Annotated in this window: 12 protein-coding genes; all 12 read left to right on the top strand. The window is 58.8% G+C overall.

Annotated elements, in window-relative coordinates; translation table 11 throughout:
• The first annotated feature begins 27 nt into the window (after positions 1–27).
• The 12 genes from nadD (at position 28) to AR456_RS11765 (ending at position 12,975) form a co-directional block, all read left to right on the top strand.
• Positions 28–651 carry a nicotinate-nucleotide adenylyltransferase gene (gene nadD, locus AR456_RS11820; RefSeq protein ID WP_021817172.1) on the top strand — a complete coding sequence of 208 codons (624 nt, stop codon included), beginning with the start codon at positions 28–30 and terminating at the stop codon, positions 649–651.
• Positions 652–768: 117 nt separating this feature from the next.
• Positions 769–1,131 (top strand): ribosome silencing factor, encoded by a 363-nt coding sequence (rsfS, locus tag AR456_RS11815; RefSeq protein WP_021817173.1) that lies wholly within the window; start codon positions 769–771, stop codon positions 1,129–1,131.
• Positions 1,128–1,595: a 23S rRNA (pseudouridine(1915)-N(3))-methyltransferase RlmH gene (gene rlmH, locus AR456_RS11810; protein WP_021817174.1), complete on the top strand. Its 468-nt coding sequence runs from the start codon at positions 1,128–1,130 to the stop codon at positions 1,593–1,595. The genes rsfS and rlmH overlap by 4 nt, the downstream gene beginning before the upstream one ends.
• 27 nt (positions 1,596–1,622) lie before the next feature.
• The gene (gene mrdA, locus AR456_RS11805; protein WP_021817175.1) at positions 1,623–3,524 is read left to right on the top strand and encodes a penicillin-binding protein 2; all 1,902 of its coding nucleotides are present in this window, start codon (positions 1,623–1,625) and stop codon (positions 3,522–3,524) included.
• On the top strand, positions 3,524–4,681 hold the full coding sequence (gene rodA / locus AR456_RS11800; RefSeq protein ID WP_021817176.1) for a rod shape-determining protein RodA: 1,158 nt from the start codon (positions 3,524–3,526) through the stop codon (positions 4,679–4,681). The genes mrdA and rodA overlap by 1 nt, the downstream gene beginning before the upstream one ends.
• An 86-nt stretch (positions 4,682–4,767) precedes the next feature.
• Complete coding sequence (gene mltB, locus AR456_RS11795; protein WP_021817177.1) at positions 4,768–5,829, top strand: lytic murein transglycosylase B; 1,062 nt, start codon at positions 4,768–4,770, stop codon at positions 5,827–5,829.
• Positions 5,826–6,803 (top strand): septal ring lytic transglycosylase RlpA family protein, encoded by a 978-nt coding sequence (locus tag AR456_RS11790; protein ID WP_021817178.1) that lies wholly within the window; start codon positions 5,826–5,828, stop codon positions 6,801–6,803. Before mltB ends, AR456_RS11790 begins: the two co-directional genes overlap by 4 nt.
• 74 nt (positions 6,804–6,877) lie before the next feature.
• Positions 6,878–8,104: a D-alanyl-D-alanine carboxypeptidase family protein gene (locus tag AR456_RS11785; RefSeq protein ID WP_155829110.1), complete on the top strand. Its 1,227-nt coding sequence runs from the start codon at positions 6,878–6,880 to the stop codon at positions 8,102–8,104.
• A gap of 161 nt (positions 8,105–8,265) precedes the next feature.
• Positions 8,266–8,574, top strand: coding sequence for an HP0495 family protein (locus tag AR456_RS11780; protein WP_021817180.1), 309 nt, complete (start codon positions 8,266–8,268; stop codon positions 8,572–8,574).
• Positions 8,574–9,248, top strand: coding sequence for a lipoyl(octanoyl) transferase LipB (gene lipB, locus AR456_RS11775; protein WP_021817181.1), 675 nt, complete (start codon positions 8,574–8,576; stop codon positions 9,246–9,248). Before AR456_RS11780 ends, lipB begins: the two co-directional genes overlap by 1 nt.
• Positions 9,249–9,286: 38 nt before the next feature.
• Entirely contained in the window at positions 9,287–10,288 is a 1,002-nt protein-coding gene (gene lipA / locus AR456_RS11770) for a lipoyl synthase (protein WP_021817182.1), read from the top strand.
• A 239-nt stretch (positions 10,289–10,527) separates the two neighbouring features.
• The gene (locus AR456_RS11765) at positions 10,528–12,975 is read left to right on the top strand and encodes a DUF3141 domain-containing protein (RefSeq protein ID WP_021817183.1); all 2,448 of its coding nucleotides are present in this window, start codon (positions 10,528–10,530) and stop codon (positions 12,973–12,975) included.
• The last annotated feature ends 269 nt before the right edge of the window (positions 12,976–13,244 follow it).

The following is a 13,244-nucleotide window of genomic DNA, read 5'->3' as shown; positions in this document are numbered from 1 at the left end:
ACGGAAGGCCGTCCGGTACGTATTGCGATGCTGGGCGGCACTTTCGATCCTGTGCATCTCGGTCATCTGCGTACCGCCGTTGAACTGCGCATGGCGCTGGCACTGGACGGGGTGCACATGATCCCCTCTGCACAGCCGCCGCTGCGTGACCGTCCTCAGGTATCCTCTCAGCAGCGCCTGGCATTACTGCGTCTTGCCATCGACAGCACTCCGGGGTTGCTGGCCGACCCTTGTGAACTCGAACGAGACGGTCCGTCCTGGAGCGCAGATACGCTTGGCGACCTGCGTGCGCGCTATGGTGACCAGGCGCGTTTGATCATGGCGCTGGGGCATGATGCGTTCCTCAAGCTGGCCGACTGGCATCAGCCCGAGCGTCTGTTTGAACTTGCTCACGTTGTGGTGGTCGACAGACCTGACCATGAAAAAGCCTTGCCGGGGGCGCTTCAGCGCCTGCTTGCCGGGCGTGAGGTGGCCAGCGCCGACGCTCTTGAACAGCGCCCTTGTGGCAGTCTGTTGCGGCTGAGACTCCCGTCACGCATGGCGATTTCGGCAACCTTTGTGCGCGACAGCCTGGCGCGTGGCGACAGCGTGCGCTACCTGCTCAGCGAAGCAGTGGAGCAGGAAATTCTGCGTCTTGGCCTCTATCGTTGATGGCGGCTGGGTGTTTATCGCGCAGACGAGATATCACTGTCGGCGTTTTTGTCACTGCCAGAAGTCGACACACGGGTTACAATGGCGATCTTTCCGAATACCCATAGAAGAGGGGCTATGCAGATCGACGCACTGAAGACGATCGTGATCGAGGCGCTGGAAGATCTCAAGGCCGTAGACGTCGCGGCACTGGATGTCTCGCGCTTGACCAGCGTGACGGATTGGATGGTGGTCGCCAGTGGCACCTCCACGCGGCATGTTTCGGCTCTGGCCAACACTGTCGTTACAGCGGTCAAGGAAGAGGGCATTCAGCCGCTTGGTGTCGAAGGTGAGAATGGTTCTGACTGGGTGCTCGTGGACCTGGGAGAGCTGGTGGTGCACGTGATGCTGCCGGCGACGCGAGACTTGTATGATCTCGAACGCCTGTGGGCAGACCTGCCGACTGATGCCGCTCCCTCGGGAGAAGAGGCCAAGGCATGAAAGTCCGCCTGCTGGCGGTTGGTACACGCATGCCGGGTTGGGTCAACGAAGGGGTCGAAGAGTATCGCAAGCGATTGCCTCGTGATTTCTCACTCGAGGTCGAGGAGATCGCCCCTGGCCATCGTGGGCGAAATGCGGATGTCGGGCGGGCCGTTGCCCAGGAGGCAGAGCGTATCGAAGCGCGCCTCAAGGGGGACGAACACCTGGTGGCGCTGGAAGTCCTGGGCAAATCCTGGAGTACCGAAAGGCTGGCTGAGGCCGCTGAGCAATGGCGTCTGGATGGACGTGATGTCGTATTGCTGGTTGGCGGCCCTGACGGTCTGGCGTCTGAACTTTCGGCCCGCGCCCACCAGCGCTGGTCGCTGTCCGCTTTGACCCTGCCTCATCCGCTGGTGCGGCTGCTGCTCGCCGAGCAGCTCTATCGTGCCTGGACGCTGATGGTGGGACATCCGTACCACCGATGACCCTGTCTGCCAAGGATTGCCCCTCACATGCGTGAGCGTCGTGAAACCCTGAAAAACCCCGAGCACGCGCTGCGTATCTTCCGGGTGCGTGCCAGTCTGGCCGTGTTGGTGGTGTTGCTGCTGTCGGGCCTGCTGGTCGGCCGACTGTGCTACCTACAGATTGTTCAGCATGAGGTCTACAGCACCCGCTCCGAGAATAACCGAGTACGCGTCGAGCCACTGCCTCCCACGCGTGGTTTGATATATGACCGCAATGGCAAACTGGTTGCGGAGAATCGTCCGACCTACAACCTGACGCTGGTGCGAGAGCGAGTCGATGATCTCGATGAGACGTTGACTATGCTGGTGAATCTTCTGGAGCTCCCGGCTGAGGAAGTCGATGAGTTCAAGGTTCGCTCGCGCCAGCGTCAGCGTCCTTTTCAGCCGGCGTTGCTGATGAGTGATCTCACCGAATGGCAGATCGCTCGCCTGGCAGTCAATCGTCACCGTCTGCCGGGGGTTGAGGTCCAGGCTCAGTTACTACGTTACTACCCGCATGCCGATATCATGGCACATGCGCTCGGCTACGTCGGGCGCATCAATGCTGAAGAGCTTCAAGATCTGGATCCCGGCAATTACGCGGGCACTCATTTCATCGGCAAGACCGGTGTCGAGTATTTCTACGAGAACCAGTTGCACGGTCGTGCAGGCCTGCGCAAGGTGGAAACCAATGCTCGTGGCCGAGTGCTTCGTGAGTTGGGGCACACGGATCCCGAGCCGGGCAAGGACCTGACGCTGACCATCGACAGTGATATGCAGCAGTTGGCCTATGATCTACTCGACGGTCGGCGTGGTGCGATTGTGGCCATCGCGCCGCAGACTGGTGAAATCATTGCCATGGCCTCGGTACCGGGCTTCGACAGTAATCAGTTCGTGACCGGGATTGATGTTGCTTCCTATCGAGCCTTGCAGGAGGACATCGACCTACCGTTGTTCAATCGTGCGACACGAGGCAGTTATCCGGCGGGTTCAACCATCAAGCCGTTCATGGCCATGAGTGGTTTGATTGAAGGGGTCATCACGCCGGAAGAGGTGGTCTACGACCCTGGTTACTACCAGCTTCCCAATGACGACCGCCGTTATCGCAACTGGTTGCGTTGGGGGCATGGTCGCGTTGATCTGGAGCGCGCGTTGGCGGTGTCCAATAATACCTACTTCTATTCGCTGGCCCATGATCTCGGCATCGATAATATCCACGAGCACCTCGGGAGCTTTGGTTTTGGTACCCGGGTCGCTGCTGATGTCGCCGGGCAGGGTGATGGGCTGTTGCCGTCGCGAGAGTGGAAACGGGCGCGTTTCGAGCAATCCTGGTACCCGGGTGAGACGCTCTCCGTTGGCATTGGCCAGGGCTACCTCCAGGTGACGCCTCTGCAGCTGGCATCGGCCACCGCGGTGCTGGCCAACCGTGGCCACCATGTGCGCCCGCGGCTGGCATTGGATATCGGTGATGAGGCCGTGCCAGCGGATCTGCCCAATACTCCGCCGGATATCGAAGTCGGTAACGAGAGTTACTGGGATCGAGTCTTCAGTGGTATGGAGAAGGTTCTGTCGGGGCGTGAGGGCACTGCACGTCGTACCGGCGCGGGGCTGAAGTACCGTATGGCCGGTAAATCAGGTACTGCGCAGGTGTTTTCGTTGGGGCAGAACCAGAAGTACAACGCCAGCGAGCTTCGTGAGCGTCTGCGCGACCACGCCTTGTTCATGGCGTTTGCTCCGGTCGATAACCCGCAGATTGCAGTGTCGGTCATCGTCGAGAATGCCGGCGGAGGGTCGACGCATGCGGCAAGCCTGGCCAGAGCCATGACCGACGCATGGATACTTGAACACAACTGTGATCTTCCACAAGGCGAGTCATGTCTTGGGGGAAAGGACGCGGAGGATAGCCAGTAATGATCAGGGATCTGTTGGGTTCATTGCGTGGTTATCCAGTCAAGCAGCCGGAAAGCGGCATATCGCGGCGCAAGACCATTTGGCAGCGGCTGCATATCGACCCCTGGCTGGTGGCGATGTTGCTGCTGCTGATGTCGGCTGGCCTTATGGTGTTGTACAGCGCCAGTGGCGAGAGCAGTCATATGGTCATTGCCCAGGCGGTGCGCTTCGGGGTCGCGCTGGTCGTGATGTTGGTGCTTGCCCAGTTCTCTCCGTCTTCGCTGATGCGCTGGGCGTTGCCGGCGTACCTGGTGGGGATGTTGATGCTGGTCGCTGTGGAGGTTCTCGGTGATATCGGTATGGGCGCTCAACGTTGGCTGGAGATTCCCGGGCTGGTCCGCTTTCAGCCCTCGGAGATGATGAAACTGGCGGTGCCGATGATGGTTGCTGCCTGGATCAGTCGCCATGAGCTGCCCCCCAGTTGGAAGGTGTTGGTGGGCTGCGCATTACTCATCGGGTTGCCTGTCGTACTGATTGCTCGCCAGCCTGACCTGGGGACTTCGTTGTTGGTAACAGCCGCGGCTGTCTTTGTGATTCTGCTGGCGGGACTGTCGTGGCGTTTCATTGGTTTTATCGTTGCGCTGGCCGGGGCGGCATTGCCACTACTGTGGATCAATATGCATAACTATCAGCGCCAGCGTGTGCTGACCTTTCTTGATCCCGAGAGTGACCCTCTCGGGGCTGGCTGGAACATCATCCAGTCGACCACCGCCATCGGTAGCGGTGGCATATGGGGCAAGGGGTGGCTGCATGGTACCCAGTCTCAACTGGAGTTTCTCCCTGAGCGCCATACTGACTTCATTGTTGCGGTTCTGGGTGAGGAATTCGGCCTGATTGGCATGCTGGCCTTTCTGGCCCTGTATCTACTTATTGTGGCCCGTGGCCTGTGGCTGGCGGGCTCTGCCCAGGATACCTTCGGTCGCTTGCTGGGAGGCGGCATCATGCTGACCTTCTTCATCTACGTGTTTGTCAATATCGGCATGGTCAGTGGAATCCTGCCAGTCGTAGGGGTTCCGTTGCCACTGGTGAGTTACGGCGGTACTTCCAGCGTGACCTTGATGGCCGGTTTCGGTATTCTCATGGCGGTTCACGCACACCGCCGATTGTTGCCGCGATAGAGCCGGGAGCAGATCGCCCAGAGTAGGTCTTCTGCCCACGTTTTGCAGAAACCGAGCTAACAGGCGCTGATTCAGGGAGAAGATCAATGAAGGTGCCCCCGTTCCAGGGAAAAGGTGGCGTTCGTGCAGCGCTGTGTATGTTGTTGGTCGCCATGCCGATGACCGCATCGGCCGCGGACTTCGATCCTGCAGAGTCAGCGCAGGTTCGGGCAATGGTAGATCGTGTAGCGAGTGAGGGAGTCAGCCGGGAGTGGTTGAACGATGCGATAAGCCACGCCCAGTTCAAATCATCAGTGCTCGACGCCATGAGTGGCGCCGCCGAGTACAACATGACCTGGGAACGTTATCGCAGGATATTCCTCGACGAGGAGCGCATCGATCAGGGCGCAGCCTTTATTCAGACCCATCTAGAGACATTTGAGCGCGCTGAGCGTGAGTTCGGCGTGGCGCCGGAAATCATCGCCGCCATTCTGGGAGTTGAGACCCGTTATGGCAGGATTACCGGAGACCATCGGGTGCTCGACTCATTGTCGACACTGGCGTTCCACCATCCGCGGCGTGGTGACTTCTTCCTTGGCGAGCTGGAAGCCTTCCTGCAGATCGCTTATGAGCAGGAAGTCGACCCCACCGAACTCAAGGGCTCTTATGCCGGGGCCATGGGTTACCCTCAGTTTATTCCCACCAGTTATCAGGCCTATGCGGTCGACTTCGATGGCGATGGGCATCGTGACCTGTGGACGAACCCGGATGATGTCATCGGCAGTGTTGCCAATTATTTTGCCGAGCACCGCTGGCAGCGGGATGGCCGTATCTACTGGGATGCCGAAGGACCCGGTAGCCCGCCGTCCAGCATTGCCTTCAACCGTGCCGATCGCCCTGATGTCAGTGTTGGAGAGTTGGCGGCTGTCGGTATTGTGCCGGAGGAATCACTTCCTGCTGATCAGCAGGTCGTGCCGCTTGCACTCGATATGGGCGACGGCGTCACGCAGTATCGTATGGGTGGTGAGAATTTCTACGTCATCACGCGTTATAACCACAGTTATCTTTATGCCATGGCCGTCACTGAGCTGGCCGAGGCCATCGCCGAGGTGAGAGAGTTGGCTGAAGGGTCATGGCTGCAAGCCACCGAGACGGAGCCGCAGACATGATGCGACGATCTCTCGTTCCACCGGCGCTGGGGCTCGTACTGGCGTTGGCTGGTTGCGCGAGCAGCAACACCGCGCCTGATTCGACAGCGGCGGCGCCAGCCTCGGCCGCGCAGCCGAGCAGTTCTGGCGGTCGCTACGCAATGACCGGTGATGCCTATCCGGAGTCCCCTCCCGACGTAAGTCAGGTGCCGAATGCGACGCCGCGTGTTGAGCCGCGTTCATCGGCCGGGAACCGGTCTACCTATGAGGTGTGGGGCAAGACCTACCACGTGATGGACGACGCCCGAGGCTATTCTCGCGAGGGAACAGCCTCCTGGTACGGCCAGAAATTTCATGGGTACGCCACGTCCAATGGCGAGATCTATGACATGTACAAGATGACCGCTGCGCACAAGAACTTGCCATTGCCGAGCTATGCCCAGGTCACCAATCTGGATAATGGTCGGTCAGTCATCGTGCGGGTCAATGATCGAGGGCCTTTTCACGACGATCGGGAAATCGATCTTTCCTATGCCGCTGCATCGCGTCTGGATATCCTCGGTCATGGCACCGGTAATGTACGCGTGACTGCGATTGACCCTCAGCAGTGGCAGGCCAATGGCGGTAAGGTTGCAACACCGGCACCTGCTGCTGCAGTGTCGTCTGCCAGTCAGAGGTCGGCGTCAACCTCGAGTGCGTCTTCGACGGTTGCTGCGAAGGCGCCTCAGGCTGCTTCTCCAGCGGCTTCCAGTAGTGGTTCCAGTAGTGGTTCCGGTATCTTTCTGCAGGTGGCGGCATTGGGTTCTGCAGATGGGGCTCGTTCTCTGCAGTCCGAGCTTCAGGGCGGCCTGAACCAGAGTGTGAGGGTCGAGAATGCGGCGGGGCTCTACAAGGTTCAGGTTGGGCCACTGGCCAGCCGTAGTCAGGTAGAGCCGGTACGCCAGGCGTTGAGTCAGGCGGGGTTTCCACAAGCTTTTGTTGTCAGTGATCAGTGATCGTCTGACAGCTTGTCACTATATGAGGTGGCCCAAAGCCACCGATGTTTACCGCGGGTTGTAATTAGAGACACATGACCATGATCTCCAGACTATTATCCCGACGCGTGATCGCGTCGACACTTATCTGCCTGTCACTGGTAGCTCCCTGGGTGAGCGCTCAAGAGGCACCCCCCAAGCCGCAGCCGGACGTGCCCGAGCCGCAAGTCATGATTCCTTCACCGCCCCAGGTCGCTGCAACGTCCTGGATTCTGATCGATGCCAACAGTGGTCGGGTACTGGCTGAGCACAATCCTGATGAGCGTGTTCCGCCTGCCAGTCTGACCAAGTTGATGACGGCCTACCTGGTGGAGCGCGAACTCGAACGTGGCAATATCCACTCGGACGATATGGTGCCGATCAGCGAGAAAGCATGGCGCACCGGTGGTTCCAAGATGTTCGTCGAGGTTGGCACCCGAGTCTCTGTGGATGATCTGCTGCACGGTATCATCATCGTCTCCGGCAATGATGCCAGTGTCGCCATGGCCGAACATCTGGCGGGCGGCGAGGACCAGTTTGCCGACCTGATGAACCAGCATGCTGCGCAGTTGGGTATGGAAAATACCCACTATGTCAACGCTACCGGACTGCCTGCGGAGAATCACTACTCCTCTGCACGTGACCTGATGCGTCTGGCTCGCCACATCATTCTCGACTATCCCGATCATTACGCGATCTACAGTCAGAAGAACTTCAGCTACAACAATATCGATCAGAACAACCGTAACCGCCTATTGTGGCGTGATGACAGTGTCGATGGACTGAAGACTGGCTGGACCGATGACGCGGGTTACTGCCTGGTGTCATCCGCGCAGCGCGAAGACATGCGTCTGATCTCGGTGGTGCTGGGAACTTCCTCTGATGAAGCTCGTGCTCAGGAAACCCAGAAGCTGCTGAGCTATGGCTTCCGTTATTTCGAAACCCTCAAGCTGTACGACCAGGGGGCGGTGCTGAATACTCCGCGTGTCTGGGAAGGTGCCAGCAATGAGTTGCGTGTCGGTGTCGACAGCGATGTCTATATGACGGTACCGCGCTCGCGTCGTGAGGAGCTGACCGCGCGCCTGGATATCGACAAGGGGTTGGTGGCTCCCATCGCTGCAGGCCAGCAGGTGGGTACCATGGAAGTGCGTCTTGGAGATGAGGTGGTCGGTGAGCGGCCACTGGTAGCCCTTGAGGCGGTTGAGGAGGGTGGCTTCTTCAAGCGTATGTTCGACAAGGTGCAGCGTTTCTTCTCCGATCTTGTCGGTGGCTGGTTCGATTGATACCGGTTGTCGACGGTAATACCTATCTGCTGCGGTCAGTCGGGCAACACTTCACTGGGGGCGACCAAGGGTCGCCCCCAGATGTTTTCCCTGACGGCTTTTCTTGGTCGTAAGCGGTAGGTTGAGTAGAATGGTCGGGTATCCAAGCACTGAGGCAAAGGATGAGTGAGCGTAGCTTTCGTGATCTGCGCACCGCCGGTGGGCCGAACCCCGAGGATGTGACGATTACCTTTCCCTGTGACTACCCGGTCAAGGTAGTCGGTGATGCTGCAGAAGATTTTGCCGCTCTGGTTGGCGAGATCGTCAAGCGTCATGATCCCGGTTTTGATGTCACCCGCGTCGAGGTGATCAATAGCCGCAATGGCCGTTTTCAGTCGGTTCGTTTGACCATGCGGGCCACGGGTGAGGAACAGCTCAAGGCATTGTTCGCGGAGCTCAAGGCCACCCAGCGTGTGCATATGGTGGTCTGATGGAGCCGATTGAGGTCTATCAACTGGGTCGCCGTGCTTACCATCCGGTATGGCAGGCGATGCGTGATCTCACCGACAACCGTGATGCTGATACGCCTGATCAGATCTGGGTTGTCGAGCATGAGCCGGTGTTTACCCAAGGGCAGACCGGCAAGGCCGAACATGTATTGGCTGCGGGAGATATTCCTGTGGTTGCCACGGATCGCGGTGGACAGGTCACTTATCATGGCCCCGGGCAACTGGTGCTCTACCCATTGCTGGATGTGCGCCGTAGCCGCATTGGGGTGCGTGAACTGGTGACCGCACTCGAGAACAGTGTGGTCGACATGCTTGCTGAACACGGCATTGAAGCTTGCGCGCGCGCCGATGCTCCCGGCGTCTATGTAGGTGACGCCAAGATTGCCTCATTGGGGTTGCGTATTCGTCGTGGTGCAAGTTTTCATGGTGTCGCCGTCAATCTTGATGGTGACATGACACCATTTACCAGAATCAATCCCTGTGGCTATGCCGGGTTGGCAATGACCCAACTGGCGGATTTGATTTCGGAGAGGGTGGATGTCGCGGCAGAGACGCAGCGTCTACTGCGGACTCTGACACGCCAACTGGGCAATCGACCTCTGGTCGAGTGTAGTGGGCTTCCTGCAGCGCTGACGGCACCCCTCATCACCGACTGACCAGCGTTGCGACATGCTGGTTCTTCAAGGACAGTGACATGACAGACAATTCAGCCATTCAGGCTGCCGCGGCAGCTGCGAAGGCCAGGAAGAGTACCCGGGTTGAGCGGGGAGTGAAATTGCGTGGCGCGGAGAAGATGGCACGCATACCGGTCAAGGTCATTCCCACTGAGGAATTGCCACGCAAGCCCGACTGGCTGCGTGTTCGCATGCCAGTGTCGAAGGAAGTTACCCGTATCAAGGACACTCTGCGTCGCCATGGGTTGCACACCGTGTGTGAGGAGGCCTCATGCCCGAACCTTGGCGAGTGTTTCCATGGCGGTACAGCGACCTTCATGATCATGGGCGATATCTGTACACGTCGCTGTCCGTTCTGTGATGTTGCTCATGGGCGCCCGAATGCTCTCAACGAGCGGGAGCCGCGCGAACTGGCTGAAGCCATCGCAGAGATGCGTCTCAAGTATGTGGTTGTCACCTCGGTGGATCGTGATGATCTGCGTGATGGTGGTGCTCAGCACTTTGTCGACTGTATCCGAGAAATTCGCAACGATAGCCCGCAGATCGAGATCGAAGTGCTGGTACCTGATTTCCGTGGTCGCATGGAAGTAGCGTTGGATATTCTCGAGACCACGCCTCCCGATGTTTTCAATCACAATCTCGAGACCGTTCCGAGCCTCTATCGCAAGGTGCGGCCGGGAGCGGACTATCAGTGGTCACTGGATCTGCTCAAGGGTTACAAGGAACGTCGTCCTGAGGTCATGACCAAGTCGGGTCTGATGCTCGGTGTTGGTGAGGCCGACGAGCAGGTTATCGAGGTGATGCGTGATCTGCGCGCACACAATGTTGATATGTTGACGTTGGGCCAATATATGCAGCCATCCCGCAATCACTTGCCGGTGGATCGCTGGGTACCGCCGGCGACCTTCGACTGGTTCGCCGAGCAGGGCAGGGCCATGGGATTCACTCATGTTGCCTCGGGCCCGTTGGTCAGGTCTTCCTATCATGCTGACCAACAGGCTCATGGTATAGAGGTCAAGTAACCTGCTGACCTATGCTTGTCTCGTCGCCATTCAGCGCCCGGCCTAAAGCCGGGCGCTGTGCGTTATGTCGTGTAGGATTTTGCTGATTCAGGCAGAGGCTTTTCCGTGCCGCCTGCCAGGGATTCGCATGAGCAGGGTGGGTGCGCTATATTGCAGTGCAATATATTCGCGTGCGATGGGCAGTGCAGCAAATGCCTGCGCGCTCGCTAACAGCACCAGGCAACACTCGGGAGTAATCCATGAATGCTCTGATGCCGCAAGTCCCGGAAGCTCTTGTCTCGCTGGTTGATCCTTTTGGCTTTGGCCGGGCTGCTGTCAATTACTGGCACGACGCTGTTGAACGCAATGTTCTGTATTGGGACGTTATGCGCCAACGAGGCAACGAGTACCTCGAACACATCGAGAAGTCTCGACCCAGTGTGCTCGGTTTCGAAGCTGATATCATCATGATGGGCGAAGATCTGCCGCGTCCGGTCAATTATGAGCTGATGCGTGTGCATCCACCTGAAGGCGTCGAGATCGATGAGCAGGCGCGACCTTTCGTGGTGGTGGATCCGCGTGCCGGGCACGGCCCCGGTATTGGAGGCTTCAAATCCGACAGCGAGCTGGGTGTGGCGTTGCGTGCCGGCCATCCATGTTACTTCATTGCCTTCATGCCATTCCCTGTGCCGGGGCAGACGGTGGAAGATGTGGTGGAGGCCGAAGTGGCCTTTCTGCGCCATGTGATCGAGCTGCATCCGGAGAGTGAGAAGCCGATGGTGGTCGGTAACTGCCAGGCTGGCTGGCAGATCATGATGGCTGCCGCGCTGGAACCGGATGTCTTCGGGCCGATCCTTATTGCTGGTGCTCCGCTGTCCTATTGGGCGGGAGAGCGTGGTAAGGCACCGATGCGTTATACCGGCGGTATGACCGGCGGTAGCTGGGCGACTCACCTCCTGTCTGATCTTGGTGATGGGGTGTTCGACGGTGCCTGGCTGGTACAGAACTTCGAGCGTCTCAACCCGGCCAACACCTGGTGGGACAAGCAGTATCAGCTGTACGCCAATGTCGACACCGAGGCCGAACGTTATCTGCGTTTCGAGCGTTGGTGGGGCGGCCATGTAGTGCTGGGAGGAGAGGAGATCCAGTACATTGTCGATAACCTGTTTCTCGGCAACCGGCTATCCACGGCGCGTCTGGTGACCTCCGACGGTCGGCGTATCGATTTGCGCAATGTGCGCTCGCCGGTAGTGGTGTTCTGTTCAAAGGGTGACAACATCACGCCACCGCCACAAGCGCTGGGATGGGTGCAGGACCTGTACGGTGGTGTTGAAGACATCCAGGCAAACGAGCAGACCATCGTGTATTGCGTCCACGATACCACCGGTCATCTGGGGATATTTGTCTCTGGCAGTGTGTCGCGCAAGGAACATGCCGAGTTCACTGCCAACATGGACTATATCGATGTGTTGCCGCCGGGACTCTATGAAACTCGAGTGTCCACGGCAGCCGAGCGGCCGGATGCGGAATTGATCGAGCGTGAATACCTGCTCGAGTTCGAGACCCGTGATCTGGACGATCTCGACGAGGTGGTCAAGAGAAGTGACGAAGACGAGCGACGTTTCGCGACGGTGGCACGCGTCTCGGAGATAAACCTCGGCCTCTATCGCCAGTTCATGCAGCCATGGGTACGGGCGCTATCGACGCCCGAGAGTGCACGCTGGATGCGTCGCATGCATCCCAGCCGTCTCGGATATCGGTTGTTGTCGGATCGTAATCCACTGATGACATCACTGCCGGTGCTGGCGGATATGGTTCGTCGCAACCGCCAGCCATTGGCCGAAGATAATCTCTTCCGTACTTTCGAGGATATTCTTTCCGGTCAGGTGTCGAGTAGCCTGGATGCCTGGCGAGTGCTGCGAGACAGCGCTGTAGAACGACTGTTCCTGGATATCTATGGTCAGCCGGTGCTGCAGTCGTTGGCTGGCCTGAGCGGAACGCCTGAGGCCCGGCCGCGCCTGCCTGGCGCGGAGCCTGAGCGTCGTCGCTTTATCGAGCGTCGCCAGCAGGAATTGCAGACTCGAGTAGCCGAAGGTGGTAGCCACGAAGCGATGATGCGCTCGATGATCTACGTACTGGGTGGTGCGCCGGCCACCGATGGGCGTAACTTCCGTCGCCTGCAGGCTTCGCGTGCCGAGCTTGAGCCAGGTTTGCGCCTCGCTGATTTCAAGGAACTATTGCGTGAACAGTTCTTTATTCTCAAGCTCGACAAGGAGCAGGCGCTAGCCGCCATCCCTGAGTTGCTCAAGGACCAGAGTGCCACCGAGATCGACGCTCATCTGGCGCAGATCGAGCATGTGCTGGCGGCCAGCGGTGAGCTCAGTGAGCGCGCTGCGCAGCGTTTTGAGCGTATCAAGGCGCTGTTTGCCAAGGCGCGCCCGGCGACGCGCAGCCGCACACCGCGCAGCGGAGGGTCTTCCAGCAGTCGTAATCGCAAGGCAACTGTGCCGGCCTCAGTGAGTGAGTCTGCTGGCAAGACACAAGCCACCGAGAAGAAAGCTGAGATGGGCAAGGCACAGGCTGCCGAGAGCAAAGCCTCGGAGAGTAAAGCCGCGAGCGAGAAGATGTCTGACGGCGAGCCGGTTGCCGAGAAGAAGGCCCCGACACGTCGGCGTGCGAAGCCTGCCCCGAATCAGCGCAAGTCATAAGCCACAGCAGTGGACCGGGATGCCTCCGTGATCGAGCGGAGGCATCCTGCGTTATGGGCAGAGGAGCAAGGATAATCGTCAATGGGCTTGTCGTCGCTACAGCCTTGCGTCTAGTCTCTTGCCCATACCTCCGGCGATGTCACTTTGTCATCCCGTGACCTCTGCGACTGGCGTGATGCTCGGTGCTGGGTTAGGGTAAGCGCATTTTTCCGCCATCCTGTCGGGATGAGGCAGTCATCCATCGGCGTACGCAGGAAGCCGCTACGTCG

This window comes from Halomonas huangheensis, from assembly GCF_001431725.1.
GTDB classification, from domain to species: domain Bacteria; phylum Pseudomonadota; class Gammaproteobacteria; order Pseudomonadales; family Halomonadaceae; genus Halomonas; species Halomonas huangheensis.
This window is presented reverse-complemented; position numbering and strand designations above follow the sequence as displayed.